The 26,214-nt window shown below is 75.3% G+C and carries 26 protein-coding genes; 11 read left to right on the forward strand and 15 right to left on the reverse strand.

Annotation, left to right across the window (positions count from 1 at the left end; translation table 11 throughout):
- Nucleotides 1-5: 5 nt before the first annotated feature.
- A complete protein-coding gene (locus ACGBYP_RS17770; RefSeq protein WP_411586213.1) occupies nucleotides 6-260 on the reverse strand; it encodes a hypothetical protein in 255 nt (84 codons plus the stop codon).
- Nucleotides 261-362: 102 nt separating this feature from the next.
- Nucleotides 363-1,289: an EamA family transporter gene (locus ACGBYP_RS17775; protein ID WP_411586215.1), complete on the reverse strand. Its 927-nt coding sequence runs from the start codon at nucleotides 1,287-1,289 to the stop codon at nucleotides 363-365.
- 69 nt (nucleotides 1,290-1,358) lie between these two features.
- Here ACGBYP_RS17775 and ACGBYP_RS17780 point away from each other — a divergent pair, with 69 nt between their 5' ends.
- From ACGBYP_RS17780 to ACGBYP_RS17795, 4 genes are all read left to right on the forward strand, one after another.
- Entirely contained in the window at nucleotides 1,359-2,213 is an 855-nt protein-coding gene (locus ACGBYP_RS17780; protein WP_411586216.1) for a LysR family transcriptional regulator, read from the forward strand.
- A gap of 56 nt (nucleotides 2,214-2,269) precedes the next feature.
- The gene (locus ACGBYP_RS17785) at nucleotides 2,270-3,484 is read left to right on the forward strand and encodes an MFS transporter (protein ID WP_411586218.1); all 1,215 of its coding nucleotides are present in this window, start codon (nucleotides 2,270-2,272) and stop codon (nucleotides 3,482-3,484) included.
- Between the two features lie 128 nt (nucleotides 3,485-3,612).
- Nucleotides 3,613-4,017: a hypothetical protein gene (locus tag ACGBYP_RS17790; RefSeq protein WP_411586220.1), complete on the forward strand. Its 405-nt coding sequence runs from the start codon at nucleotides 3,613-3,615 to the stop codon at nucleotides 4,015-4,017.
- Nucleotides 4,018-4,165: 148 nt separating this feature from the next.
- Nucleotides 4,166-4,369: a cold-shock protein gene (locus ACGBYP_RS17795; RefSeq protein WP_014741881.1), complete on the forward strand. Its 204-nt coding sequence runs from the start codon at nucleotides 4,166-4,168 to the stop codon at nucleotides 4,367-4,369.
- An 82-nt stretch (nucleotides 4,370-4,451) separates the two neighbouring features.
- Here the strand turns inward: ACGBYP_RS17795 and ACGBYP_RS17800 are convergent, their stop codons facing one another.
- The gene (locus ACGBYP_RS17800; RefSeq protein WP_411586221.1) at nucleotides 4,452-4,910 is read right to left on the reverse strand and encodes a hypothetical protein; all 459 of its coding nucleotides are present in this window, start codon (nucleotides 4,908-4,910) and stop codon (nucleotides 4,452-4,454) included.
- A gap of 188 nt (nucleotides 4,911-5,098) precedes the next feature.
- On the opposite strand from ACGBYP_RS17800, the gene msrB reads away from it, so the two are divergent.
- Nucleotides 5,099-5,512, forward strand: a complete 414-nt coding sequence (gene msrB / locus ACGBYP_RS17805) for a peptide-methionine (R)-S-oxide reductase MsrB (RefSeq protein WP_411586223.1) — start codon at nucleotides 5,099-5,101, stop codon at nucleotides 5,510-5,512.
- 61 nt (nucleotides 5,513-5,573) lie between these two features.
- Here msrB and hemQ read toward each other — a convergent pair whose 3' ends face one another.
- From hemQ to ACGBYP_RS17820, 3 genes are all read right to left on the reverse strand, one after another.
- On the reverse strand, nucleotides 5,574-6,290 hold the full coding sequence (hemQ, locus tag ACGBYP_RS17810; protein WP_411586225.1) for a hydrogen peroxide-dependent heme synthase: 717 nt from the start codon (nucleotides 6,288-6,290) through the stop codon (nucleotides 5,574-5,576).
- A gap of 121 nt (nucleotides 6,291-6,411) precedes the next feature.
- Nucleotides 6,412-6,930: a YceI family protein gene (locus ACGBYP_RS17815; RefSeq protein ID WP_411586227.1), complete on the reverse strand. Its 519-nt coding sequence runs from the start codon at nucleotides 6,928-6,930 to the stop codon at nucleotides 6,412-6,414.
- Nucleotides 6,927-7,418 carry a hypothetical protein gene (locus ACGBYP_RS17820; protein ID WP_411586228.1) on the reverse strand — a complete coding sequence of 164 codons (492 nt, stop codon included), beginning with the start codon at nucleotides 7,416-7,418 and terminating at the stop codon, nucleotides 6,927-6,929. The genes ACGBYP_RS17815 and ACGBYP_RS17820 overlap by 4 nt, the downstream gene beginning before the upstream one ends.
- A 258-nt stretch (nucleotides 7,419-7,676) precedes the next feature.
- Between ACGBYP_RS17820 and ACGBYP_RS17825 the strand changes: the two genes are divergently transcribed.
- The gene (locus ACGBYP_RS17825) at nucleotides 7,677-10,598 is read left to right on the forward strand and encodes an ATP-binding protein (RefSeq protein ID WP_411586229.1); all 2,922 of its coding nucleotides are present in this window, start codon (nucleotides 7,677-7,679) and stop codon (nucleotides 10,596-10,598) included.
- On the opposite strand, the gene hemG is transcribed toward ACGBYP_RS17825, so the two are convergent.
- A complete protein-coding gene (hemG, locus tag ACGBYP_RS17830; protein WP_411586230.1) occupies nucleotides 10,532-11,917 on the reverse strand; it encodes a protoporphyrinogen oxidase in 1,386 nt (461 codons plus the stop codon). The genes ACGBYP_RS17825 and hemG overlap by 67 nt on opposite strands.
- Complete coding sequence (gene hemE, locus ACGBYP_RS17835) at nucleotides 11,914-12,960, reverse strand: uroporphyrinogen decarboxylase (protein ID WP_411586232.1); 1,047 nt, start codon at nucleotides 12,958-12,960, stop codon at nucleotides 11,914-11,916. The genes hemG and hemE overlap by 4 nt, the downstream gene beginning before the upstream one ends.
- Before the next feature lie 132 nt (nucleotides 12,961-13,092).
- Here hemE and ACGBYP_RS17840 point away from each other — a divergent pair, with 132 nt between their 5' ends.
- From ACGBYP_RS17840 to ACGBYP_RS17850, 3 genes are all read left to right on the forward strand, one after another.
- Nucleotides 13,093-13,707, forward strand: coding sequence for a DUF3000 domain-containing protein (locus ACGBYP_RS17840; RefSeq protein ID WP_411586234.1), 615 nt, complete (start codon nucleotides 13,093-13,095; stop codon nucleotides 13,705-13,707).
- A 126-nt stretch (nucleotides 13,708-13,833) separates the two neighbouring features.
- Nucleotides 13,834-14,544 (forward strand): LuxR C-terminal-related transcriptional regulator, encoded by a 711-nt coding sequence (locus ACGBYP_RS17845; RefSeq protein WP_411586235.1) that lies wholly within the window; start codon nucleotides 13,834-13,836, stop codon nucleotides 14,542-14,544.
- Between the two features lie 35 nt (nucleotides 14,545-14,579).
- The gene (locus ACGBYP_RS17850; RefSeq protein WP_411586237.1) at nucleotides 14,580-15,848 is read left to right on the forward strand and encodes an HRDC domain-containing protein; all 1,269 of its coding nucleotides are present in this window, start codon (nucleotides 14,580-14,582) and stop codon (nucleotides 15,846-15,848) included.
- Between the two features lie 16 nt (nucleotides 15,849-15,864).
- Here the strand turns inward: ACGBYP_RS17850 and ACGBYP_RS17855 are convergent, their stop codons facing one another.
- The 4 genes from ACGBYP_RS17855 to ACGBYP_RS17870 all read right to left on the reverse strand — a co-directional run bounded on the left by ACGBYP_RS17855 (nucleotide 15,865) and on the right by ACGBYP_RS17870 (nucleotide 19,828).
- Nucleotides 15,865-16,461 carry a hypothetical protein gene (locus ACGBYP_RS17855; protein ID WP_411586239.1) on the reverse strand — a complete coding sequence of 199 codons (597 nt, stop codon included), beginning with the start codon at nucleotides 16,459-16,461 and terminating at the stop codon, nucleotides 15,865-15,867.
- Between the two features lie 120 nt (nucleotides 16,462-16,581).
- Nucleotides 16,582-17,868: a sugar ABC transporter permease gene (locus ACGBYP_RS17860; protein ID WP_411586240.1), complete on the reverse strand. Its 1,287-nt coding sequence runs from the start codon at nucleotides 17,866-17,868 to the stop codon at nucleotides 16,582-16,584.
- A gap of 3 nt (nucleotides 17,869-17,871) precedes the next feature.
- Complete coding sequence (locus ACGBYP_RS17865) at nucleotides 17,872-18,666, reverse strand: ATP-binding cassette domain-containing protein (RefSeq protein ID WP_411586242.1); 795 nt, start codon at nucleotides 18,664-18,666, stop codon at nucleotides 17,872-17,874.
- Between the two features lie 70 nt (nucleotides 18,667-18,736).
- Complete coding sequence (locus ACGBYP_RS17870) at nucleotides 18,737-19,828, reverse strand: sugar ABC transporter substrate-binding protein (protein ID WP_411586243.1); 1,092 nt, start codon at nucleotides 19,826-19,828, stop codon at nucleotides 18,737-18,739.
- Between the two features lie 230 nt (nucleotides 19,829-20,058).
- Between ACGBYP_RS17870 and ACGBYP_RS17875 the strand changes: the two genes are divergently transcribed.
- Both ACGBYP_RS17875 and ACGBYP_RS17880 read left to right on the forward strand, forming a co-directional pair.
- Nucleotides 20,059-21,264: a thiolase family protein gene (locus ACGBYP_RS17875; protein WP_411586244.1), complete on the forward strand. Its 1,206-nt coding sequence runs from the start codon at nucleotides 20,059-20,061 to the stop codon at nucleotides 21,262-21,264.
- Complete coding sequence (locus ACGBYP_RS17880; protein ID WP_411586246.1) at nucleotides 21,261-23,321, forward strand: 3-hydroxyacyl-CoA dehydrogenase NAD-binding domain-containing protein; 2,061 nt, start codon at nucleotides 21,261-21,263, stop codon at nucleotides 23,319-23,321. The genes ACGBYP_RS17875 and ACGBYP_RS17880 overlap by 4 nt, the downstream gene beginning before the upstream one ends.
- Nucleotides 23,322-23,518: 197 nt before the next feature.
- Here the strand turns inward: ACGBYP_RS17880 and ACGBYP_RS17885 are convergent, their stop codons facing one another.
- From ACGBYP_RS17885 to ACGBYP_RS17895, 3 genes are all read right to left on the reverse strand, one after another.
- Complete coding sequence (locus ACGBYP_RS17885) at nucleotides 23,519-23,809, reverse strand: MTH1187 family thiamine-binding protein (protein ID WP_411586247.1); 291 nt, start codon at nucleotides 23,807-23,809, stop codon at nucleotides 23,519-23,521.
- Nucleotides 23,806-25,725, reverse strand: a complete 1,920-nt coding sequence (gene dxs, locus ACGBYP_RS17890) for a 1-deoxy-D-xylulose-5-phosphate synthase (protein ID WP_411586248.1) — start codon at nucleotides 25,723-25,725, stop codon at nucleotides 23,806-23,808. Before dxs ends, ACGBYP_RS17885 begins: the two co-directional genes overlap by 4 nt.
- A 100-nt stretch (nucleotides 25,726-25,825) precedes the next feature.
- The gene (locus ACGBYP_RS17895; protein WP_411586250.1) at nucleotides 25,826-26,194 is read right to left on the reverse strand and encodes a hypothetical protein; all 369 of its coding nucleotides are present in this window, start codon (nucleotides 26,192-26,194) and stop codon (nucleotides 25,826-25,828) included.
- Between the last annotated feature and the right edge of the window lie 20 nt (nucleotides 26,195-26,214).

Here is a 26,214-nt window from a genome sequence, read left to right on the forward strand (position 1 = left end):
CGGGCTCAGGCCCGTGCGCTGAACAGGACGGCAGGCTCGTCGTAGCGCGCCTCGGGCACGGCGTAGAGCAGCCGCACCGCCGCGCGCGCGGCCCGGAAGCCCTCGACCAGGCCGGCCACCTCGTCCTCGGCCGGGGTCAGGTGCGCCATCGCCAGCAGCGCGCGGACCGCCGTCTCGGGGTCGGGACCGGGCTCGGCGGGCGGCTCCGCGGCCAGCTCGGCGGCGGCCTCGACCTCCGCCGTCCCGTACGTCTGGGTCACTCGTACCTCCGGTGCGAGGGGTGGGGAACGCGACGCCCGGAGGGCTCGGCGGGGCGAGGGTAACCAGGCGGACGGCGCGGCACCGGGCACGTCCCCGTGTCGCTACCGGGTCGCGTCCGGGGCCCGGTTCGCGAGGAGCTGGCTGGCCACGTTGGCGCCGACGATGGCCGCGATGCCGGCCCAGGCGTCCCAGCCCAGCCCCTCCCCCAGCACCACCAGCCCGACGACCGCGGCGAGCACCGGGTTGATGCTCATGAACACGCCGTAGGCGCCGGTGGCGACCCGGCGCAGCGCCTTCAGGTCGACGAACAGCGGCACCGCGGAGGCCAGCACCCCGGCGGTGACCGCGCAGGCGGCGGTCGCCACCGTCGGCGGGTGCTGGGCGAGCACGCCCACCCCGACCGGCAGGAAGGCCAGCGCGGAGATCCCGGCGGCGGTGGCCGGCCCGGCCCCGCCGGGCACCCGGGCGCCGATCGCCCGGTTGACCAGGATGTAGGCCGCCCAGCAGCCGGCGGCCAGCAGGCCGAGCCCGATGCCCACGTAGTCGGTGGTCGGCTGCGGCCGGGTGAGGACGACGACGCCGCCGGCCGCGACCAGCGCGCACAGCAGCGGCCCCCTGCCCCGGGCGCCCAGCAGCGCCAGCGACAGCGGCCCGAGGAACTCCAGGGTCACCGCCAGGCCGAGCCCCACCCGGTCGACGGCGGTGTAGAGCGACAGGTTCATCGTCGCGAAGACGACGACCAGCAGCAGCACCGGCCGCCACTGCGCCGCGGTGAACCGCCAGGGCCGGGGCCGCGCGACCGCCACCAGCACCGCCCCGGCCACCCACTGCCGGACGGCGACCACGCCCACCGCGCCGATGGCCGGGAACGCCAGCGCCCCCACCGCGGCGCCGACCTGGTTGGACAGCGCGCTGCCGGCCATCATCGCCACGCCCACCCAGGCGCCGCCGGCCAGCGGGGTCACCGGTCCCACCGGGCGGTCGGCGGCCCGCTGCACGCCGTCCGCGAGGGCCTGGTCCGTCCGCACGGTGCGACTGTGCTCGACGGGACGCCGATGCGCACAATGCAATCTCCGTCTGCGCCATACGCTGCGCGCATGGCCGTGGAGCTGCGTCACCTGCGCTGCCTGGTGGCGATCGCCGACGCCGGCACGTTCACCGACGCGGCGATCGCGTTGGGGGTGTCCCAGGCCGCGGTGTCCCGCACGCTGGCCGGGCTGGAGACCGAGCTCGGCGTCCGGCTGCTGCACCGCACCGCCCGGCAGGTGACCCCGACCGCGGCCGGCTCCCGGGTGCTGCCGCGGGCGCGGCGGCTGCTCGCCGACGCCGACCAGCTGGTGGCCGACGCCGCCGGCGGCACCGGCCGGCTGCGCATCGGGCACGCCTGGTCGGCGATGGGCCGGCACACCCTGGACTTCCAGCGCCGCTGGGCCGCGGCGCACCCGGCGGTGGAGCTGCACCTGGTGCGCACCAACTCGCCCACCGCCGGCCTCGCCGAGGGCGCCTGCGACCTCGCCGTCCTGCGCACCGAGCCGGACGCCCGGCGCTTCGACAGCGCCCTGGTCGGCCTGGAGCGACGGCTGTGCGCCGTGGCAGCCGACGACCCGTGGGCCCGCCGGCGGTCGCTGACCATGGCCGAGATCGCCGGGCGCACGCTGCTGGTCGACCGGCGCACCGGCACCACCACCCCGGAGATGTGGCCGGTGGGCGCCCGCCCGGTGGTCGAGCACACCAACGACGTCGACGACTGGCTGACCGCGATCGCCACCGGGCGCTGCGTCGGCGTGACCGCGGAGGGCACCGCGGCGCAGTACCGCCGTCCCGAGGTGGTCTACCGGCCGATCCGGGACGCCGAGCCGATCGCCGTCCGGCTGGCCTGGTGGCGCACCGACCCGCACCCCGCCGCGCCGGCCGCGGTGGCGCTGCTCACCGGGCTCTACGGGCGGGGCTGACCGGCGTCACTGCCGCCGGGCGGGCCGGGTCGCAGCCGGCGAGGGACGATCGGGGGGTGCCGGTCCACCCCAGCCCGACCGATCGGCGCAACCGCGTCGCGGTCTGCCTGCTGTTCGTCGCCCTCGGGCTCACCCAGGGCAGCTGGGCGGCCCGCATCCCCGACGTCCGGGACCAGCTCTCCGGGATGACCGACGCCCGGTGGGGCGTGCTCACCGTCGCGATGACGGCCGGCTCGCTGCTGGCGCTGGTGGTGACCTTCCTCGTGGTCGGCCGGACCGGTGCGCGCCGGCTGAGCCGGGTCGGGGCGGTGGTGCTGCTGGTCAACGCGCCTCTGCTGGCCGCGGCCTCCTCCACGCCGGCGCTGGTCGCCGGGCTGGTCGCCCAGGGCTTCGCCGGCAACTTCCTGGCCACCGCGATGAACGCGCAGGCGGTCCAGGTCGAGCGCCGCTACGACCGGCGGATCATGTCGGTCTTCCACGCCACCTACAGCGGCGGCCAGCTCGCCGGTGGCATCCTCGGCACCCTCGCCGCCGCCGCCGGCATCACCCCCGCGGCGCAACTCACCGGCACCGGGCTGCTGCTGAGCGCGGCGCTGGTGGCCACGCTGGGCTGGGCCCCGCCGGACGCCCCTGCCGCCCCCGCCGGCGCAGGCGGGCGTCCGCTGCGCCGGCGGCTGTCCCCGCAGCTGGCGCTGCTGGCCAGCATCGGGCTGCTGGTGTCGATCAACGAGGGCGCGGCCAGCCAGTGGAGCGCCGTCTACACCTCGCACGCGCTGGACGCCGGTGCCGCGGCCGGCGCCGCGACCTTCAGCTGCTTCTCCGTGGCCATGCTCGCCTCCCGGCTGGCCGGCGACCGGATCGTCCAGCGCATCGGCCAGCGGGCCTTCCTGGGCTGGTCGGCGCTGGTCGCGGCAGCCGGGACGGCCCTGGCCGTCGGCATCGGGACGCCGCCGGCCGCCTTCGCCGGGTTCGCGCTGCTGGGCATCGGCTCGGGCTGCGTCGCCCCGACCGTCTACGGCCTGGCCGGCAACCAGCCCCACCTGTCCGCCGGGGAGGGGGTCGCGGTCGCCGCGCTGGCGCAGTGGCCGGCCTTCCTCCTCGGGCCCCCGCTGATCGGGGCGGCCGCCGGTGCGGTCGGGCTGCGGACGGCGCTGCTGCTGCTGGTGCTCACCAGCCTGGCGATCGCGGTCTGCTCACGCTGGGTGGTCGATCCCGGGCGGTCCTCCGAGAGGTCGCACCCCACGGTGCCGGAGGCCGCGGCCCAGGCCTGAGCCGCGGCGGGGCCGGCCGGCTCACCCGGAGGGGTGGACCCGCGCCGCACAGGCGTCTCCCGGGCTCGCCTCGCGGGCACCGGCTGTCGTTGAGGACCTGTCGGGTCGAGGAGACGGGGGTGCGGGCGATGCGGGTGACCTTCCTGGTGTACGGCGTGCTGTACGTCGTCATCGAGGTCGTCGGGTACCAGCTGGAGCAGGTCACCTGGCCGGAGATCACCCCGCTGGACGTCGCCACCGCGCTGACCAACGCCTTCCTCACCGTCGTCGTCCTGGTGGGCGTGCTGGTCGGGACGGACGTCCTGGGCCACCGCTGGCGCCGGGCGCGGGCGCTGCGCCGGGTCGAGGAGGCCCGGCTGGCCACCGCCGAGTGGGCCGACCCGGGCACCATCGACGTCCGGTCCTGGCGCGCCGAGCCGGTCGTCCCGCCGCTGGCGCTGCCGGCGGCGCGGCGACGCCGCAGCGAGGGCGAGAACGCCTACGCCGACAACGCCTACGCCCGGCCGGCGGCACCACCGGGCCGGCTGCTCTGAGCCCACGCGGACCGCGGATTCCCGGATCTGGAGAACTCTTTGCGCCCCGATCACCCACGGAGAGCCCCGAGCAGCTAGGGTCGTCCACGTCGGGAAGGCCCTGCGCACTGGCAGGACCCCGACGAACAGCCTCAGCTAGGAGCGCGCAATGCCCGAAGGAACAGTGAAGTGGTTCAACGCCGAGAAGGGGTTCGGCTTCGCCACCCCTGATGGTGGCGGCCCGGACGTCTTCGTCCACTACTCGGCCATCCAGACCAGCGGTTACCGCTCGCTCGACGAGGGCCAGCGCATCTCGTTCGACATCGAGCAGGGCCAGAAGGGCCCGCAGGCCGCGAACGTCAACCCGGTCTGATCTCGGACCGGGCTGCGGATGCAGCCCTCTGAACCACCGACAGTGCCCTCGCCCGGGGAACCGGGCGGGGGCACTGTCGCGTTCACCGGGCGCGCGGCACGTACCCGCCGATGAGCGCGGACATCAGCAAGGCACCGGCGTCCGGGCCCACGGCGGCCGCGGCGTCGGCGAAGGCCCGCCAGCGCTCCCGCTCCAGGTCCGACATCGCGCCGGTCGCGCGGGCCTCGAGCTGCTCGAGCAGCCGCTCCCACTCCGACTGCGGGGTGGGCCACAGCCCGGTGAGCCGGCGGGCCTCCCCCGAGATCGCGGTGAACCGGACGATCTCGCCGGCGTGGTTGGTGAGCGCCTCGACGTACCCGGCGGTGACGAGCGCGTTGGCCGCGCCCACCACCTGCGGCTTGGGCAGGCCACTGGCCGGGACGACCGCGCCGAGGTAGGGCGCGCTGCCGTGCGGCGGCTCGTCGATCAGGCGCGCGATCGCCCGGAGCACGGGCAGGTCGCGGGTGAACCAGGTGTCGGCCAAGGGCAGCGGGGTGGTCATGGGTCCTCACCGTGGGGGGCGGCGCCACCGGTCGCGGCGCCGGGTCCACGGTACGAGCACCCCGCCACCGGTCCGCCGGCCGCTGGGCATGACCGCCGGTGACGGGCCGGTGACCTGGGCGGATGACGCCGCTCACCCCCCGGGGCGAGCGGCTCCCGCGGGTGGCGGCGCCGCCGTACGGTGGGGTCATGACCACATCCGCCCACCAGCCCCAGGTCGTCAAGAGCGACGAGCAGTGGCGCGCCGAGCTGTCGCCGGAGGAGTACGCCGTCCTCCGCCAGGCCGGCACCGAGCGGCCCTACACCGGTGAGTACGTCGACACGAAGACCGTCGGCACATACTCCTGCCGGGCGTGCGGCGCCGAGCTCTTCCGCTCCGAGACCAAGTTCGACTCGCACTGCGGCTGGCCCTCGTTCTACGAGCCGTCCGCCCAGGACAACGTCGTCCTCCGCGACGACACCCAGTACGGGATGCTGCGCACCGAGGTCCTTTGCGGCAGCTGCCACAGCCACCTCGGCCACGTCTTCGCCGACGCCCCGCAGACCCCGACCGGGGACCGGTACTGCATCAACTCGGTGAGCATCAGGCTCACCGAGGCCTGACCCGGCCCCGTCCAGAGGCTCACCCCGAGTTCGCTCGGGGTGAGCGGGACGGGGGGTTCCCTCAGGGCAGGTCGGCGACCAGCTCGCTGATCTCCTTGCGGGTGCCGGTGTAGAACGGCACCTCCTCGCGCACGTGCCGGCGGGCACGACTGGCCCGCAGGTCGCGCATCAGGTCGACGATGCGGTACAGCTCGTCGGCCTCGAAGGCGAGCATCCACTCGTAGTCGCCGAGGCCGAACGAGGCGACGGTGTTGGCGCGCACGTCCGGGTAGGGCCGGGCCTGCATGCCGTGCTCCTTGAGCATGTCGCGCCGCTCCTCGTCGGGCAGCAGGTACCACTCGTAGGAGCGCACGAACGGGTAGACGCAGACGAAGCGGCGCGGCTCCTCCTCGGCCAGGAACGCCGGGATGTGGCTGCGGTTGAACTCCGCCGGGCGGTGCAGCGCCATCTGCGACCACACCGGGTCGAGCCGGCGACCGAGCTCGGTGCGGCGGAAACGGCCGTAGGCCTCCTGCAGCGCCTCGGGCGCCTCGGCGTGCCACCAGATCATCAGGTCGGCGTCGGCCCGCAGCCCGGCGACGTCGTAGACCCCGCGGACCACCACGTCCTTGCCGGCCAGCTCCTCGAACAGGGCGCTGACCTCGTCGGCGGCGGCCGGGCGCTGGTCGTCGGCGAGGGGGCGGGCCAGCTTGAAGACCGACCACATCGTGTAGCGGATCCGGGCGTTCAACTCGTTGGCCCGCTTGCCGATGCTGCGCTCTTCGGTCTGCTCGCTCATGCCCCCATTGTCGCCCGTCCGCGCCGGGAGGGGGCGCCGGGTCAGCGGGTGCGGCACGGGACACGTACCGCCCACCGGAGCAGCTGGGCCGGCCCGCGCGCCGCGGGCGGCGCCGGCCACGTCAGAGGGCGAGCCGGGCATCGACCTCGATCCGCACGGTCCGGCCGACCAGGAGCGCCGGCACGGAGATCCCCACCGTCCGCCGGTCCAGCTCCCCGTCGGCGCGGACGTGCAGGTGCTCCTCGTCGGGCGTGGGCCCGACCGGTCCACCCCGCAGGGCGAGCGGGGCGAGGGTCCCGCGCACCGACAGCACCCCGTCCGCCAGCCACCCGCCGTCGACCCGCCGGAAGCCGGTGGCCGTCCAGCTCGCGCTCGGGTGCCGGTCGACGTGGAGGAAGCGGGCCGTGCGCAGGTCGGCGTCCCGGCGGGCGATGCCGGTGCACACGCTCGCCAGGTCCAGCTCGGCACCGGCGCGCACCGGGGCCCCGCTGCCGTCCACCTCGACCCACCCCCAGCACACGGCGACCGAGCCGGTGACGCTGCGCCCGAGGCCGGTGGCGCGGAACCGCACCGTCGTCCGGCTGTCCGACACCTGCCAGACGCCCGCCCGGACGCGGGGCGTGACCAGACGGCCGGTCACCGGGACACCCCGGCGGTCGTCCAGGCCGGCAGCTGCGCGGACCGGACACGGTGGACCTCCACCCGGTCCGGTCCGGTGAGGTCCGCCGGGTCCTCCCAGGGCAGCAGGACGGTCCCCATCACGGCGGCCTGCACCGCCTCCGCCGTCCCGTCGTCGGCACCGAGGCCCACGACCACCGAGGACCCGTCGTCACCGCGCAGCGCGACGGCCCACACCACGCCCGGGACCCGGGCGACAGCCGGCCACAGCCGCTCCCGGCCGGCCCGGTCCCGGGCGTCGGCGCGGTGCCGGTCCGTGGGGCCGAACCAGGTCAGCTGCGCCTGCCGCGGCTGCTCCCCCGCTGCGGCGCCGGTGAACACGTCGACGACGCGGTAGGCGCGCGCCTCCGGCCAGCGGCCGTCCCCGCGGGTGGCTGCCACGGCGGCACCGGCCTCCTCGGCGGTGTCCCAGCAGGACAGCACCGCGCCGTCCGGGCTCTCCAGCACCACCCGGCCAGCCGGTCGCTGCTCCTGGTGCGGGACCGGGTGGACCGGTCCGGCCTCCGCCGGGGTGCCGTCCTCCGGCCGAGTCCGGAGACGGTGGATCGTGGCGAACATCGGGCACCTCCCCTGGGCCTCCCGGAGCGGCCGATCCGGTCCGGTGCACCCGACGATCGGGCACCGGGAGGCAGCGGTCATCCGTGCCAGCACGGAGATCCGGTACGCAGATCCGCTCCGGGCCCGGCCACGCGGCGCGATACTCGGCCGGTGACGGAGCCGACGACCGGCCCGGCACCCTTCGTGGGCCGCGCCGAGGACGTGGCCCGGCTGCGACAGGCCGTGCGGGCCGCCGCCGCCGGGTCCGGCGGTCTCCTGCTCGTCGGCGGACCGGCCGGCATCGGCAAGACCCGGCTGGTCGAGGAGGCGCTGCGGCAGGCACCCGGCGTCGTCTGGGGCCGCGCGGTCGACGACCCGGGTGCCCCGCCGCTGTGGCCGTGGCGCCGGGTGCTGCAGGCCTGCCCCGAGGTGGGCACCGCCGTCGCCGTCGCGCTCGCCGGGACGGACCTCGCCGGGACGGACCTCGCCGGGACGGAGCCGACCGGCGGGCCCGCCGGCGACCCCGAGGCCGCCCGCTTCCGCTTCATCGCCTCGGCCACCGACGCGCTGCTCCTGGCCGCCGCGGCGCAGCCGCTCGTCGTCGTCCTGGAGGACCTGCACTGGGCCGACGAGACCTCGCTGCGCCTGCTGCACCACCTGGCCGGGGAGGTCCACCGCTCCCGGCTGCTCGTGATCGGGACCCACCGGGACCCGGCGACCGGGCCGGACCGGCTCGGGACCGCACTGCCCGAGCTCCTCCGCCGCCCCGGCACCACCCGCCTGGACCTCGGCCCGCTCGACCGGGACGCCGTCCGCGCCCACCTCGCGGCGACCACGCCCGGGCCGGTGGACGAGGCGCTGGTCGCCGACGTGCACCGCCGGTGCGGCGGCAACCCGCTGTACCTGCAGGTCCTCGCGCAGGCCGGCGGCGGGGACGTCGGCGCGCAGGTGCGGCACGTGGTCCGGACGTCCCTCGCCACCTTGCCGGGCCGGGCGGTCGACCTGCTGCGGACCGCCGCCGTGCTCGGCGAGGAGGTCGACCCCGCCCTGCTGGCCGCCGTGGCCGGACGACCTCCGGACGACGTCCGCGCCGGCCTGGACGCCGCCGTCCGGGCCGGGGTGCTCGTCGCGGCGCCCGACGCACCGGGACAGCGGCGGTTCACCCACGCCGTCATCCGGGACGGCGTCTACGCCGACCTCCCACCCAGCGACCGGGAGGCGCTGCACCGCCGGGTCGCCGAGGTCTGGGAACGGTCCGTCGGGGTCGACGACGAGAGCGCCGGCATCGTCGCCGGGCACTGGCTCCGCGCCGCGTCCGACGGCACGACGCTGCGGCGCGCGTCCTCGTTGGCGCGGCGGGCCGCCACGGCGGCCACCCGCTCGCTGGCCCTCGACGAGGCCGCCCGCTTCCTCCTCACCGCCTGGGACGCGGCCGTGCGGGCCGGGGCCGGGGAGTCCGAGCGGGCGGAGCTGCTCGTGGAGCTGGCCACGGCGGAGTTCCGGGCGGGCCGGCTGGCGATCGGGCTGCGGCACGCGTCGGAGGCCTCCGTGACGGCCGCCGCGTGCCGGCGACCCGAGCTGGTGGCCGCTGCGGCCCTCGTCGTCCACGACGTCAACGGGCCCGGGGTGGCCGCCGCCGTCGGCGCCATGTGCGAGCGGGCGCTCGCCGACGGGGCGGTCGACGCCCGGCCCGCCCTCCGGTCGCGTCTGCTGGCGCAGCATGCGTCGGTGCTGGCCGACGCCGGGCGGCTGACCGCAGCCGGCCGGCTGGCGGCCGAGGCGCTGGCCCTCGCGGAGGAGACCAACGAGGCGACGGCGGTCGTCGACGCCGTCCGCGCCCGGATGAAGGCCGGTCAGGACGGGCTGGACGCCGCCGAGCGGGCCCGGCTGGGTGACCTGGCGGTGCGGCACGCCACGGTCACCGGCCGGCCACTGGCCGAGCTCTGGGGTGCCAAGTGGCGGATCGACGCGTTCCTCGAGCTCGGTGACGTCCGCGGCGTCGACACGGAACTGCACCGGGTGACCGCCCTGGCGCAGCGCGCCCCCCTCCCGCTCGTGCGGTGGCACGACCTGCGGTTGCGCGCGTCGATCGCCGCCCGGCGCGGCCGGTACGCCGAAGCGGTGGCGTGGAACGCCGAGGCGGGCAGGGTGGGCGCGTCCGAGCTGGCCGACGACCCGTCGACGGTGGGCATGTCCGGGGCCTTCCTGCAGTGGCACGCCCAGGTGACCGGGGACCCGCGGGTCCTGGCCGGGGCCCCGCTGGCCGTGCTCGACCAGGTCGACGACATCCCGGTCGTGGTGGCGAGCCGCGCGGTCGTGGCCCTGTTGCTGGGCCACCGGGAGGAGGCCGAGGCGCGCTGGGCCGGTCTGCGGGAGCTCCTGGCCGACCCCGACTTCGCGGCCGGGCCCGGCGTCGTCGTCACCGTCGTGCCGCTGGTCGAGGAGTTCGCGGACGCCGAGGCCACGCACCGGCTCACCCGCCTGGTCGGCCGGCCCGTCGCCGGCACGGGCGCCGGCGTGTACGCCCTGGGGTCCACGGCCGCGCTGCTCGCCCGGCTCGCCGCCGTCCGGGGCGACTGGGACGAGGCCATCGCCCGGTTCGAGGAGGCGCTCGCGAGCGACGTCCGGACCGACGCGCGACCGGCGGCGGTGAACGACCGGATGGGGCTGGCCGGCGCGCTGCTGGCGCGTGGGGAGCCCGCCGGTGCACCGCGGGCGGCGACGCTGGCCCGTGCGGCCCGGGCCGAGGCCAGCCGGCTGGGCATGCCGGTCCGTGAGCGGCAGGCGGCGGAGCTGGCCGAGTGCGCCCAGCGGGCCCTGCGCCGCGGCGACCCGCTGACCCGGCGGGAGCGCGAGGTCGCCGAGCTGGTGGCCGCTGCGCTGACCAACCGCCAGATCGCCGAGCACCTGGTCCTGTCCGAGCGGACCGTGGAGAGCCACGTGCGCAACATCCTGGCCAAGCTGCATCTCACCAGCCGCACGCACCTGGCGGCGACCGTCGGCGCGGGCAGCGGTCCGGCCGGAGGTCAGCCCAGGGCGGCGACGGCGGCGCGGGCGTCGCGGATGCAGGCCGGGACGCCGACCCCGCCGTAGGCGGCCCCGGCGACGGCCAGCCCCGGGACGGCGGCCACGGCGGACCGGACCGCCGTCACCCGCTGCGGGTGCCCGACGAGGTACTGCGGCAGGCCGTCGGTCCAGCGCACCAACCGGGTCTGCACCGGCTCGGGGCGCGCCAGGTCCAGCAGGTCGGCGACATCGGCGACCACGGCGGCGGTGAGGTCGGCGTCGGTGCGCTGGAGGGCCGCGTCGTCGCCGAACCGGCCCACCGAGGAGCGCACCCGCAGCAGCCCGTCGCCGGACAGGTGCGGCCACTTCGACGAGGAGACGGTGACCCCCTTGACCAGCCGTCCGGTCACCGGCGGCACCAGCAGCCCGGACCCGGCGGCCACCGGCTGACCGGGGAACGCCATCGCGACCACGGCCATCGAGGCGTACGGGATGCCCCGCAGCGGCTCGACGGCGTCGGGGGCGAGGTCGGCGAGCAGGTCGGCGGTCGGCCCGGCCGGGGTGGCCAGCAGGACGGCGTCGGCGGTGAGCGTCCCGCCGTCGGCCAGGTCGAGCTCGAACCCGCCGGCGGTGCGGCGCAGCGCGGTGACCCGGGTGCGCAGCCCCACGTCGGCGCCGGAGGCCTGCACCAGCGCGCCGGGCAGCGAGCCGACGCCGCCGCGGACGGTGACGAAGACCGGGCCGTCGACGTCGCCGCGGCTGCGCGCCCCGGCGTCCCGGGCGGCGAGGGCGGCCCCGAGCACGGTGGTGGCCGCCGGCAGCTGCGCGGCCAGTGCGGGCATGGTCGCGGCGAGGGAGAGGTCGTCGGGCCGGCCGGCGTAGACGCCGCCGAGCAGCGGCTCGACCAGCCGGTCGACCACCTCGTCGCCCAGCCGCTCGCGCAGCAGCCCACCGACGGAGACGTCGCCGTCCAGGTGCAGCGGCGGCAGCTCGGCCTCGGCGCGGACCCGCTCGATGCCGGCGGGCGTGAGCACCCCGGCCAGCCCGTCGGCCGTCGTCGGCACGCCCTGCAGCGTGCCCGCGGGCAGCGGGTGCCGGCCGTCGGGCAGCACGATCGAGGCCTGCGTCGTCTGCGGGGCGACCAGCTCGTCGGCCAGGCCCAGCTGCTCGACCAGCTGCACCGCCTCCGGCACCCGGGCCAGCATCGCCTCCGGGCCGGTGTCGTAGCCCAGCCCGGCCAGCTCGACCGTGTCGAGCTTGCCGCCGACCCGCTCGCCGGCCTCCAGCACGACGACCTCGTCGTCCGGGTGGGTGCGGCGCCACTCGAAGGCCGCGGTGAGGCCGGTGATCCCGGCGCCGACGACGACCAGGCGGCTCGTCGGGGTGCGGCGGGCGGGTGGGGTCATCGCGCGGTCAGCTCGTGGACCAGCTCCACCACGTGCGTGAGGGCGCCGGGGTCGGTCTCGGGCAGGACCCCGTGGCCGAGGTTGAACACGTGCCCGCGGGCGGCCCGGCCCTGCTCGACGATGCGGCGCACCTCGCGGTCGACGGTCTCGCGGTCCGCCAGCAGCACCGCCGGGTCGAGGTTGCCCTGCAGCGAGTAGCCCGGGCCCACCCGGCGCGCGGCCTCGTCCAGCGGCACCCGCCAGTCGACGCCGACCATGTCGGCGCCGGCGTCGCCGATGAGCGCCAGCAGCTCCCCGGTGCCCACCCCGAAGTGGGTGCGCGGGACGTCGCGGTCGCCGAGGCCGTCGAACACCGCGCGCGAGTGCGGCAGCACCCGCTCGGCGTAGTCGGCGGCCGACAGCACCCCGGCCCAGGAGTCGAAGAGCTGGACGGCGCTGGCCCCGGCGTCCACCTGGGTGCGCAGGAAGGTGGCCGCCGAGATCGCCAGGTGGTCGAGCAGCCGGTGCCAGGCCTCGGGCTCGGCGTACATGAAGGCCTTGGTGCGGGCGTGCTCCTTGGAGGGGCCGCCCTCGATCAGGTAGGTGGCCAGGGTGAACGGCGCCCCGGCGAAGCCGATCAGCGGCGTCGCACCGAGCTCGGCGACCAGCCGCTGCACCGCGGTGGCCAGGAAGCCCAGCCGGTCGGGCTCCAGCGGCGGGAGCGCGTCGACGTCGGCCACGCTGCGGATCGGGTTCGCGATGACCGGCCCGACGCCGGCCTTGATCTCGATGTCGACGCCGGCGACGACCAGCGGCAGCACGATGTCGGAGAAGAGGATCGCCGCGTCCACCCCGTGCCGGCGCACCGGCTGCAGGGTGATCTCGGTGACCAGGTCGGGGTCCTGGCAGGCCTGCAGCATCGCCGTCCCCCGGCGCAGCGCGCGGTACTCCGGCAGCGAGCGGCCGGCCTGGCGCATGAACCACACCGGCGTGCGCGTCACGGGCAGGCCGCGGGCGGCGCGGACGAGGTCGGAGTCGGCGGCCGGTCCTGCAGCTGTTCCCACGGCTGCCGATCCTCCCAGACCGGTCCGCGGCCGGCCGCGCGCCGCCCGTGCGGGGGCACCGGCTGTGCGCCGGCTCACCGTGGCGGCGCGTCGGGTGCGGTCAACCGGTGGTGGGCGACCTACCCTGCGGGGGTGGCGCAGCAGCGGGAGAGCCCGGAGGACGGGACCACTCCGCCGGTGCCCGCGGACTTCCGCGCCGCTCTCGAGGCGCTGGCCACCGTCCGTCCGCGCGCGGAGGTCGTGCTCGAGTCCATCCCGGCACCCAAGCGGCTCGCGCCGTGGTCGCACGCGATCGGGATGAGCATCGCCGACCCCGCCGACGACGACGAGGAGCTGGCCAGCGGCCGGTTCATCGTGCTGTTCGACCCCGCGGGCCACGAGGCCTGGCAGGGCACCACCCGCTGCGTCGGCTACGTCACGGCCACGACCGACTCCGAGATGGTCGACGACAGCATGTTCTCCGAGGTCGCCTGGAGCTGGCTGACCGACGCCCTGGCCGAGTCCGGCGCCGGCCACCACGCGGTCGGGGGCACCGTCACCCGCACCGCCTCCACCCGCTTCGGCTCCATCGCCGCGCCCGAGCACTCGGTCGACGTCGAGATCCGCGCGTCCTGGACGGCGGAGGACACCGACCTGGACCGGCACCTCACCGCCTTCCTCGACGTGCTCGCCAACGCCGCCGGCCTCCCCCCGGCGGGGGTCCACCTGCTGGGCACGAGCGCGCAGACCGTCGCCAGCGACGCATAGACTCCCGGCCGTACTCCACTCGGCCCAACGCCCGTTGCGCCGGGTGCGCGGACACGCCGGTCCGGACGTCGAGCGTCGAGCTGCTGCTCACACCGTCATGGGACCGGTCCGACGACGGGAGGGTCGATGTCGCTGGGCAGGTCGTGGTCGGACGGCGTCCTGTTCGGCCCGCACGCCAGTGCCCTCGTCGTCGACCCCTCCCCCCTGCTGCGCGAGGCGCTCGCCGGCCGGCTGCGCACGCTGGGCGCGCGCGACGTCGAGGAGGCCGCCGGGCTGGAGGAGGCGCGGGTGCGGGCACACGTGTCCGGTCCGCGGGCGCTGTGCGTGCTCGAGGTCGACCTGCCCGAGGCCGGGCCGGAGAGCGCCGGCCGCGGCGGTGACCCCGGCCGCGGCCTGGAGCTGCTGCCCACGCTGCGCACCGAGGGGTGGCCGGTGACGGCCGTGCTGACCTCGGTGACCGACCCCTCGGTGGTCCGCTCGGCCTTCCTGGCCGGCGTGCAGGCCTACCTGCTCAAGAGCAGCCCGCTGGCCACCCTCACCGAGGGCCTGCGCGCGGCGCTGTCCGGGGAGGTCTACGCCGACCCGGGCATCGCCAGCAGCCTGGCCCAGGGCCTCACCCAGACGGGGGTGGAGGAGGCTGTCGGCGAGCTGTCGGCACGGGAACGCGACATCCTGCGGCTGGTGGCCGACGGTTTTACGAACAAGGAGATCGGCGAGAAGGTGGACCTGTCCGCACTGACCGTGAAGAGCCACCTGGCCCGGATCGCGCGCAAGCTGGGCACCGGCGACCGGGCGCACATGGTGGCGCTGGGCATCCGTTCCGGGGTCATCAACTGAGCACCGACCCGAGCACCAGCGACCCGACCACCGAGGTGGACACCACGAGCGAGAGCCCGACCGACCAGTTCCCCGCCGACGCCGAGCAGACGCCGGTCGAGCCCGAGTTCACGGCGGTCCCGCTGCTGGCACCGCGCGACGGGCTGCCCCCGACCATCGAGACCTCGACCGCGCTGGTCGCCTACGCCGACGCGCTGGCCGCCGGCAGCGGTCCGGTCGCCGTCGACGCCGAGCGGGCGTCGGGCTACCGGTACGGCCAGAGCGCCTACCTGGTGCAGATGCGCCGGGGCGGGGCCGGCACCGGGCTGATCGACCCGGTGCCGCTGCCGGACCTGTCGGTCGTGCAGGCGGCGATCGCCGACGCGGAGTGGGTGCTGCACGCGGCCAACCAGGACCTGCCGTGCCTGGCCGAGATCGGCCTGGTCCCCACCCGGCTGTTCGACACCGAGCTCGCCGCGCGGCTGGCCGGGCTGCCCCGGGTGGGCCTGGGCGCGGTGGTCGAGTCGCTGCTGGGCCTGTCGCTGCAGAAGGGCCACTCCGCCGCCGACTGGAGCACCCGCCCGCTGCCCGAGGACTGGCTGGTCTACGCCGCGCTGGACGTCGAGGTGCTGGTCGAGCTGCGCGACGAGCTGGCCCGGATCCTCGAGGAGCAGGGCAAGACCGAGTGGGCCCGGCAGGAGTTCGAGGCGATCCTGGCCGCGGGCCCGCCGGCGGCCAAGGTCGACCCGTGGCGCAAGACCTCGGGCATGCACGGGCTGCGCAGCCGGCGTCAGCTGGGCATGCTGCGGTCGCTGTGGCAGGCCCGCGACGACCTCGCCCGGCGCCGCGACATCGCCCCCGGCCGGGTGCTGCCCGACTCCGCGATGGTCTCCGCGGTGCAGGCCGACCCGAAGAGCGAGGGCGCGCTGCTGGAGCTCCCGGTGTTCCGCGGGCGGGCCAACCGCAAGCTGGTGACCACCTGGTTCGGCGCGCTGACCCGCGGCCGGGAGCTGCCCGAGACCGAGCTGCCGCTGCACAGCCGGCCCGGGGACGGCCCTCCCCCGGTCAACCGCTGGGCCGACCGCGACCCCGCGGCCGCCGCCCGGCTCAAGGCCGCCCGCGCGAGCCTGGCCGAGGTGTCCGAGCGGTGGTCGGTGCCGGTGGAGAACCTGCTCTCCCCCGACCTGGTGCGCCGGCTGATGTGGACCCCGCCGCGGCCCGCCGACGCTGCTTCGGTGGCTGCGGCGCTGCGTGCCGGTGGCGCCCGGGAGTGGCAGGTCGAGCTGACCGGCGGGCTGCTCGTCGAGGCGATCGCCGCGGGCTGACCCGCCGGCCGCGCCGTCAGTCCAGCGCGCGCTCGGCGGGGCGGGCCCGGAGCTCGCGGACGGCGCGGCGCGGGTCGTCGGCGAAGAACGTGACCTGCTCGGCGGGGACCGGGGCACCGTCGACCAGCACGGTCGCCCCCGGCTCCAGCCGGAGCCGGACGCTGCTCTCCCCCAGCACACTGAGGGAGACCGAGCCCTCGCCCACCTCCAGCGTCCGGGGGTGGTCGACGGTCGTCGCGGCCCGGGCATCGGCGACGTCGGCCACCCGGACGACGACCTCCCGCAGGTGGGCGAACCGCAGCACGAGCCGGTCCGGGCCGAGGACGTGCGGCCGCTGCTGGAGCGCGAGGGTGAGCCCGAGCATCCAGACCAGCGACACCAGGCTGACGACCAGGACGACCGTCCGCACCACGTGCCAGGGCAGCAGCAGGTGGACCGCGACGATCTCGACCGGGCTGAGCAGGATCGTCACCCAGAGCATCACGCCGATCCGCGAGGTGTAGGGCAGCGCCAGCTCCCCCGGCCCGACCGCGCGACGGCGCCGGAGGGCCCACCACAGCGAGCGCCACATGCCGGCCTGGGCCCTGACCAGTGCCGTGCGGGAACCGGCCATCGAGCGCTCCGTCCGTCGTCCGTGGCTGGACGGTAGCGGATCAGGACCGCCCGGAACGAGCGACGGGGCGGCCCCGCGACGTCGTCGTCGCCGGACCGCCCCGTCGGGTCGGGAGGGGCGCTAACTCTTCCCGGCCGCCGCCCGGCGGCGCGCGAGCGCGTCGACCGAGGCGGCGAGCAGGAGCACACCACCGGTGATGATGTAGTTCAGGTACGCCGACACCTGCAGCAGCCCGAGGCCGTTGTCGATGATGGCGATCACCAGGCCACCGAGGACCGCGTCACGGATGCGCCCGCGGCCGCCGAAGAGGCTGGTGCCACCGATGACGGCCGCACCCACCGCGTACAGCAGCGTGTTGCCACCACCGGAGCCCGGGGTCACCGAGCTCAGCCGCGCGGCGGCCACCAGACCGCTGACCGCCGCCATCGACGAGGCCAGCATGAACACCATGATGCGGATCCTGGTGACGCTGATGCCGGCCCGTCGCGCGGCCTCGGAGTTGCCACCCACCGCGTAGACGTGCCGGCCGAACGTCGTCCGGCCCAGCAGGAAGGTGAGCACCAGCAGCAGGACGATCACGACCGGGATGGCGTACGGGATGCCCTTGAGGTCCACCGCCCGCGACAGCGCGCGGTCGGCGTTGAGGATCGCGGTGAGCACCAGCACGATCACCGCGATCAGCACGATCCGGGCGACGACGACCACCAGCGGCTGGCTGTCGAGGCCCTTGCTGCGCTGCGTGCGCCAGCGGTTGAGCTGGAGCACCGCGTAGGCGGCGATCACGGCCGCCGCGAGCGCCCAGCCGGCACCGACGGGGATGTAGCTGTTGGTCAGGCCGCGGATGGTCTCGTCCCGGATCGGCACGGTGCCGCCCTGGCCGATGATCCGCAGCGTGACGCCCTGGAAGGCCAGGAACAGCGCCAGCGTCACCACGAACGACGGGATGCCGATCAGCGCGACGAGGGTGCCGGTGAACAGGCCGATGACCGCACCGGTGACCAGCGCCGCCAGGACCGCGACCCACCAGGGCGCACCCTGCTGGGCCAGCAGCTGCGCCATCACCGCGGCACACACGCCGCTGACCACACCGGCCGACAGGTCGATGTCGCCCAGCAGCAGGACCCAGACCAGGCCCATCGCCAGCAGGGTGATCGGCGCGGCCTGGATGATCAGGTTGGTGATGTTCAGCGGGGTCAGGAACGTCTCGGGACGCAGCGCGTAGAACAGCAGCGTCAGGACGACGATCCCCAGCACCGCCGGCAGCGCGCCGAGGTCACCGCCACGCAGCCGGTCGAGGTAGCCCCGCACCACGCCACCGAGGGACCCGGCGGCGCGGTCGCGCTCGAAGCCCGACGGCGCAGCGCCGCCCGGTTCCAGGTCGCTGGTGGGGACGATGTTGCTCGCCATGGGTCAGACCACCTCGGAGACGGCGGGAGCCAGGCCGATGTCGCCGGAGCGTCCCGCGGTGATGAGCTCGATGACCTGGGCGCGGTCGACGGTCGAGATGGGCACGTCGGCCGCCATCCGCCCCAGGTAGAGGGCGGCGATGCGGTCGGCGACCTCGAAGACGTCGACCATGTTGTGGGAGATGAAGACGACGGCGTGGCCGGTGTCGGCCAGCCGGCGGACCAGGTCGAGGACCTGCCGGGTCTGCGCCACCCCGAGCGCCGCCGTGGGCTCGTCGAGGATGACGACCTTGGACTCCCACAGCACCGCCTTGGCGATGGCCACCGTCTGCCGCTGCCCACCGGACAGGCTGGAGACCAGCTGGCGCACCGACTTCAGCGTGCGCACCGACAGCTTGGCCAGGGTGTCGCGGGCGGCCTGCTCCATCGACGCCTCGTCGAGGACGATGCCGTGCTTGCGCTCGCGGCCCAGGAACATGTTCTGGACGACGTCGAGGTTGTCGGCGAGCGCGAGGTCCTGGTAGACGACCTCGAGCCCGAGGGCGGCGGAGTCGCGCGGCCCGGTGATGGACACCGGCTGGCCGTCGAACAGGATCTGCCCGCCGTCGATCGGGTGGATGCCGGCGATCGACTTGATCAGCGTCGACTTGCCGGCGCCGTTGTCACCGACCAGCGCGGTCACCTTGCCGGGATAGACCTTCAGGTCGACCCCGTGGAGGACCTGGACGGCGCCGAAGCTCTTGTCGACGCCGCGGAGCTCGAGGATCGGCGACCCGCCCTCGGCATGCGGAACGGTCATGCGTGTTCCTTCCTGGAACAACCCTCGGGGCGCCCTCCCCGGAAGAGGAGGACGCCCCGAGGAGGAGTGGTTACTGGATGCCGAGCTCGGTGCAGGCGGCGGCGAACTCACCGGTGCACAGGTCCGCGGCCGTGACCTGGCCGGAGTCCACGACCTCCTTGACGTTGTCCCGGGTGATCGTGATGGGGTCGAGCAGCACCGACGGGACCTGGCGGCCGCCCTCGGCGTCCTCGGACTCGCCGTTGACGATGCTCGGGGCCTCCTCGCCGTTGATCAGCGAGATGGCGAGCTCGGCGAGCGCGTTGGCCTCGTCGGCGGCGGGCTTGAAGACCGTCATGCACTGCCGGTTCGCCAGGATGGCCTGCAGACCCTCCACGGAGGCGTCCTGACCGGTGACCGGCACCTGCCCGGCCTGGCCGTTGCGCTGCAGGGTCTGGATCGCGGCGTTGGCGAGGGTGTCGTTGGCCGCCAGGACGCCCTGGATGTTGCCGCCGTTCTGGGTGTACATCTGCTCGAAGATCGTGGCGGCCTGCGCGGCCTCCCAGCCGGGGACGGCCTGCTCGCCGACGACGGTGTAGTTCGTGATCTTGTCGAGCACCTCGTGCGCACCGTTGGAGAACGACGTCGCGTTGCTGTCGTCGGGCGAGCCGTTGAGGTAGACGATGTTCGCTGCCTTGTCGCCGAGGCAGTCGGCCAGGCCCTGACCCTGCAGCCGGCCGACCTCGGTGTTGTCGAAGGACACGTAGTACTCGGCCGAGCCACCGAGGGTGAGCCGGTCGTAGTCGATGGTCGCCACGCCCTGCTGCGCGGCCTGGCTCTGGATCTGAGCGCCGGAGGCGTTGTCGAGGTTGACGATGGCCAGCACCGTGACGCCGGAGGTGATCATCTGGTCGGCGATGGTCTGCATCCGCTGGGCGTCGCCCTGGGCGTTGTCGATCTGGTACTCGACACCGGCGTCCTGGAACGCCTTCTCCAGCAGCGGCCGGTCGAAGGACTCCCACCGGGGGGAGGACTCGGTGTCGGGGAGGATCACGCCGACCTTGCCCTCGACGGCGGCTGCGCCGCCACTGCCGCTGGCCGCGGCGTCCCCGCCGGTGGCGGGCTCGTCGCTGCCACCACAAGCAGCGAGGCCGAAGACGAGGGAGGCTGCGAGAGCCGTCATCAGGGTGCGCTGACGCGCCATGGGGGTCCTACCGTTTCGTCGTTGATCCGGAAGCGTTTCGGTGGGCATCGTGAACCCGGTTGGTTGTGACCGCAAGCACATGCGGATCCCGTTGCCGGACCGTTACCGACGCTCCTCACGAGGAGGGGTTGGCCACGGAGTTACCTGCGGGTAACTTCGGCCGCGCCGGGGCTCCTGCAGCCGGTACCGGAACTCAACGCGGAGGTCCCATGTCCCGCTCGCTGCGCGAGGTCGTCTTCGTCGACGGCGTGCGCACCCCCTTCGGCAAGGCCGGCCCGACCGGTCTCTACGCCGAGACCAGGGCCGACGACCTCGTCGTCCGCTGCATCCGGGAGCTGCTGCGCCGCAACCCGTCGCTGCCGCCCGAGCGCGTCGACGAGGTCGCCATCGCCGCCACCACCCAGATCGGCGACCAGGGCCTGACCATCGGCCGCACCGCCGCTCTGCTCGCCGGGCTCCCCCGCTCGGTGCCCGGCTACGCGATCGACCGGATGTGCGCCGGCGCGATGACCGCCGTGACCACCACCGCGTCGGGCATCGCCTTCGGCGCCTACGACGTGGCCATCGCCGGCGGCGTCGAGCACATGGGCCACCACCCGATGGGCGAGGGCGTCGACCCCAACCCGCGGTTCGTCAGCGAGAAGATCGTCGAGGGCTCGGCGCTGGTGATGGGGTCGACGGCGGAGAACCTGCACGACCGCTTCCCGCACCTGACCAAGGCGCGCGCCGACGCGTTCGCCGTGGCCAGCCAGCAGAAGTACGCCGCCGCCGTCGCCGACGGGCACATCGGGCCCGAGCTGGTGCCGGTGGCCACCCGGTCGGCCGAGGCCGGCTGGGGCCTGGCCACCGTCGACGAGCCGCCGCGACCGGGCACCACGCTCGAGGCGCTGGCCACCCTGCGCACGCCGTTCCGCCCGCACGGGCACGTCACCGCCGGCAACGCCGCGGGGCTCAACGACGGCGCCACGGGCTGCCTGCTGGCCGCCGAGGAGGTCGCCGAGGAGCTCGGCCTGACCGCCGGCATGCGGCTGGTGGGCTACGGCTTCGCCGGCGTCGAGCCGGAGGTGATGGGCGTGGGCCCGATCCCCTCGACCGAGAAGGCGCTGGCCCGCACCGGCCTGTCCATCGGCGACATCGGGCTGTTCGAGCTCAACGAGGCCTTCGCCGTCCAGGTGCTGGCCTTCCTCGACCACTTCGGCATCGCCGACGACGACGCGCGGGTCAACCCGTGGGGCGGCGCCATCGCCGTCGGGCACCCGCTGGCCTCCTCCGGCGTCCGGCTGATGACCCAGCTGTCCCGGCAGTTCGCGCAGCGGCCCGACGTCCGGTACGGGCTGACCGCGATGTGCATCGGCATCGGCATGGGCGGCACCGTGATCTGGGAGAACCCGAACTGGAACGGAGAGACGGCATGAGCGACGAGGTCGTCACGCGCTCACTGGTGCGGTACCTGACCGTGCCCGGGCTGGCCGGCGAGCTGGCGCTGATCACGCTGGACAACGGGCACGACCACACCCGCCCGTCGACGTTCGGCCCGGGCGGGCTGGCCTCCCTGGACGCGGCGCTGGACGAGGTCGAGGCCCGCTCCCCCGTCGCGATCGCCGTCACCGGCAAGCCGTTCGTCTTCGCCGTGGGCGCCGACCTGTCGGGCATCCCGTCGATCGGCTCCGCGGCCGACGCCCGGGAGATCGCCGAGACCGGGCACCGGGTGTTCCGCCGGCTCAAGGACTCGACCGTCCCGACGTTCGCGTTCGTCAACGGCGCCGCCCTCGGCGGTGGCCTGGAGCTGGCGCTGCACTGCCACCACCGCACCATCGCCAGCACCGCCGTCGTCGCCTTCCCCGAGGTCTTCCTCGGCCTGGTGCCCGGCTGGGGCGGCACCCAGCTGCTGCCGGCCCTCACCGGCATCGACGCCGCGGTGACCGTGATCGTCGAGAACGCCCTCGCCCAGAACAAGACGACGCCCGGCCCGAAGGCGGCGCAGCTCGGCATCGCCGACGCCGTGTTCGAGCCGGCCGACTTCCTGGAGCGGTCGCTGGAGTGGGCCGCCGGCGTGGTCTCCGGCCAGGTGACCGTCACCCGCCGGGAGCCCGACACCACCGGCTGGGACGACGCGATCGCCCGCGCCCGCGGCGTCGTCGCCGCCCGCACCCGCGGGGCCTCCCCCGGTGCCCTGCGGGCCGTCGAGCTGCTCGACCTGGCCCGCGCCGGGGACGCCGGGTTCACCGCCGGGACGGCGGCCGAGGACGACGCCCTCACCGACCTGCTGATGAGCGACGAGCTGCGCGCGGGCCTGTACTCCTTCGACCTGGTCAACAAGCGGGCCAAGCGGCCGGCCGGCGCACCGGACAAGGGCCTGGCCCGGAAGGTCACCAAGGTCGGCGTGGTGGGTGCCGGGCTGATGGCCTCCCAGCTGGCGCTGCTGTTCGCCCGCCGGCTCGAGGTGCCCGTCGTGCTCACCGACGTCGACCAGGCCCGCGTCGACAAGGGCGTGGGCTGGGTGCACGCGGAGCTGGCGAAGCTGGCCGAGCGCGGGCGGTTGTCGGCCGACGCGCGCAACCGGCTCACCGGCCTGGTCACCGGCTCGCTGTCCAAGGACGCCTTCGCCGACGCCGACCTGGTCATCGAGGCGGTGTTCGAGGAGCTGTCGGTCAAGCAGCAGGTGTTCGCCGAGGTCGAGGCGGTCGTCTCGGCCGACTGCGTGCTGGCCACCAACACCTCGGCGCTGTCGGTGACCGAGATGGCGTCGGGCCTGCAGCACCCCGAGCGGGTCGTGGGCCTGCACTTCTTCAACCCGGTCGCCGTCCTCCCGCTGCTGGAGGTGGTGCGCGCCGAGCGCACCGACGACGCGACGCTGGCCACCGCCTTCGCCGTCGGCAAGCTGCTGAGGAAGTCGTGCGTGCTGGTCGCCGACGCCCCGGCGTTCGTGGTCAACCGGCTGCTCACCCGCTTCCTCGGCGAGGTCACCGCCGCCGTGGACGCCGGCACGCCGGTGGCGGTCGCGGAGAAGGCGCTGGAGCCGCTGGGGCTGCCGATGACGCCGTTCGAGCTGCTGTCGCTGGTGGGGCCCGCCGTCGCGCTGCACGTGGCGGAGCGGATGCACGAGGCGTTCCCCGACCGCTACGGCGTCAGCACCGGGCTGCGGCGGATGGTCGAGCTGCGCAAGACCAGCATGTACTCCGAGCCCGGCGTCATCGACCCGGAGCTGGCCGGCATCGACGGCGGCGACTCCCCGCTGACCGCCGACGAGCTGCGCGACCGGGCCGAACGGGCGCTGGCGCAGGAGATCCGGCTGATGCTCGACGAGGGCGTCGTGCAGGCCGTGCAGGACGTCGACCTGTGCATGCTGCTGGGCGCCGGCTGGCCGTTCTGGCTGGGCGGGATCTCGGCGTACCTGGACCGCACCGGCGTCTCCGAGGCGGTCACCGGCGCGCGGTTCCTCCCCCGCGGCGTGGCGTCCCTGCCGGGCTGACCGCGGCGGACAGACGGTGATCAGGTGACCTGATCACCGTCTGTCCCCCTGCACCAGCGATGGTGCAGGGGGACAGACGTTGGTGCAGGGGGACGCCTACGTCAGCTCGCCGAATCGCCGCTGTGGAGTGCTCGCTGCGCAGGACTCCTCCACCGCGGAGCCCGGCGACGGAGGGCGGTACGCGCGGACCCGGTGCGTCAGCGGAACTCGTGGGTGAGCGAGTCCATGGTGCGATCGACGGTGGCGACCTTGACGTGGGAGATCCCGCCGGTCGCGCCCGCGGCGATCATCGCCTCGTGCGCCGCCCGCAGGGTCGCCCACACGGTGTCGGCGTCGCCCTCCAGCGTGGTCCCCAGCGCGCCGACCTCCGACCGCAGCCCGGAGGCCTGCATGACGGCGATCGCCGCCTCCACGTGGGCGTGCGGGTCGTCGGCGCCACCCGGTGGCGACGGGGCCACCTGGATCTCGGCGATGACCGTGCCGGTCACTGCTGCTGGCCCTCGACCTGCGCGGACTCGGCGGACCCGGCGGCGCGGTCGGCGACGCGGGCGGCCCACTCGACGATGCGGCGGGCGACGTCCTGCTCGGTGAGGCCGACGTCAGCGAGCACCTGGCCGCGGCTGCCGTGCTCGAAGAACTGCTGCGGCAGGCCCAGCGTGCGCACCGGGACGTCGGAGTCGGCGTCCTGCAGCGCCTGGGTGAGCAGCGTGCCGACGCCCCCGGCCCGGCCGCCGTCCTCGACGGTGACCACGAGACGGTGGCCGGCGGCCAGGGTGCGCAGCTCCTCGGAGACGGGCACGACCCAGCGCGGGTCGACGACGGTGACCTCGATGCCGTGGTCGGCGGCCCGCTCGGCGACCGCCAGGCACATCGGCACCAGGGAGCCGCAGGCGACCAGCAGCACCTCCGGCGTGGCGCCGCGGCGCAGCACGTCGACCGGGCCGAGCCGCTCGAGCGCGGGCACCTCGACCGGCAGCGCGCCCTTGGGGAAGCGCACCACGGTGGGGCCGTCGGTCACCGCGACCGACTCGCGCAGCGCCTCGCGGAGGGTGGGCTCGTCGCGCGGGGCGGCCAGCCGCAGGCCCGGGACGACCGAGCAGATCGAGATGTCCCACATGCCGTTGTGCGAGGCGCCGTCGGAACCGGTGACGCCGGCCCGGTCGAGGACGACGGTGACCGGCTGGCCGTGCAGCGCGACGTCCATCAGCAGCTGGTCGAACGCCCGGTTGAGGAAGGTCGAGTAGACCGCGACGACGGGGTGCATGCCGCCCATCGCCAGGCCCGCGGCCGAGGTGAGCGCGTGCTGCTCGGCGATGCCGACGTCGTAGGTGCGCTCGGGGAAGCGCTCGGCGAACGGCGCCAGGCCCGTGGGGTGCAGCATCGCGGCGGTGATGGCCACGACGTCGGAGCGCTCGGCGCCGATGCGCACCATCTCGTCGGCGAAGACGTCGGTCCACTCCGGGCCCTTGGCCGCCGAGGACAGGCCGCTGTCGGGCTCGAAGACGCCGGTGGAGTGCCAGGCGTCGACGGTGTCGGTCTCGGCCGGCGGGTAGCCGAACCCCTTGGTGGTGACCGCGTGCACGATGACCGGTCCGCCGAAGTCGCGCGCCCGGCGCAGGGCGGACTCCATCATCTCGATGTCGTGGCCGTCGACCGGGCCGACGTACTTCATGCCGAGGTCCTCGAACATGCCCTGCGGGGCCAGGACGTCCTTGAGCCCCTTCTTGATCGCGTGCAGCGCGTCGTAGAGCTTGGTGCCGACGACGGGGGCGCGGTGCAGGGCCTGCCGGACGGCGGTCAGCGCCTCCTCGTAGCCCGGGCGCAGCCGCAGCGTGGCCAGCGCGTCGGCCACCCCACCGATCGTCGGGGAGTAGGAGCGGCCGTTGTCGTTGACCACGATGACGACGGGGCGCTCGGCGGCGGCGATGTTGTTCAGCGCCTCCCACGGCATGCCGCCGGTGAGCGCGCCGTCGCCGATGACCGCGACCACCGGCCGGTTCTCCCCGCGCACGGCGAAGGCCTTGGCCAGCCCGTCGGCGTAGGACAGCGAGGTGGAGGCGTGGCTGTTCTCGACCCAGTCGTGCTCGCTCTCGGTGCGGCTGGGGTAGCCGGAGAGGCCGCCGCGCTGGCGGAGCTGGGCGAAGCCCTCCTGGCGCCCGGTGAGCAGCTTGTGCACGTAGGCCTGGTGGCCGGTGTCGAAGACGATCGGCTCGCGCGGGGACTCGAACACCCGGTGGACGGCGATCGTCAGCTCGACCGCACCGAGGTTCGGGCCGAGGTGGCCACCGGTCTTGGACACCGCGGCGACCAGGGCGTCGCGGATCTCCGCGGCGAGCTCGGGGAGCTGGTCGGGACGCAGCGCCCGGAGGTCGGCGGGCCCGGTCAACGAGCTGAGCAGCGACACGACGGGGCAGGGTCCTCTCGACGTCGGCCGCTCCGTGGGGCGCAACCGGTGGGCTCCCACTGTAACTGCGAACCGGCCGTCCGCCGCCTGGGCGGAGGAGTCAGAGCCGGGGCACCCAGCGTTCGCCGCGCAGCGCCCCGGCCACGACCTCCACGCCCCGCGCCGCCCGGGTCAGCCGGGCACCCTCCCGCTCGTAGGCGCGGATGGCGGCCTCCATCGCGTCCGGCGGCAGCTGGTCGGCGAGCTCGACGCGGACCGTGCGCCAGCCGGCCCGGGCGGCCTCCAGCCCGGCGGCGACGTGGTCACCGGCGAACCGGGCCAGCAGCACCGGGTAGCGGCGCAGCACCTCGTGCGAGCGGTAGTCCGGTGGCACCAGGTCGTAGAGCCAGGCCACGGCACTCTGCTCCCAGTCAGGGGCGCCGGGGGGCCGCACCTCGTCCGGCCAGCCCGGTGGCAGAGCGACGTCCACCCGGTCAGTGTGCGACCGGC

The sequence above is a fragment of the Modestobacter sp. SSW1-42 genome, assembly GCF_046635825.1.
Lineage (GTDB): Bacteria > Actinomycetota > Actinomycetes > Mycobacteriales > Geodermatophilaceae > Modestobacter.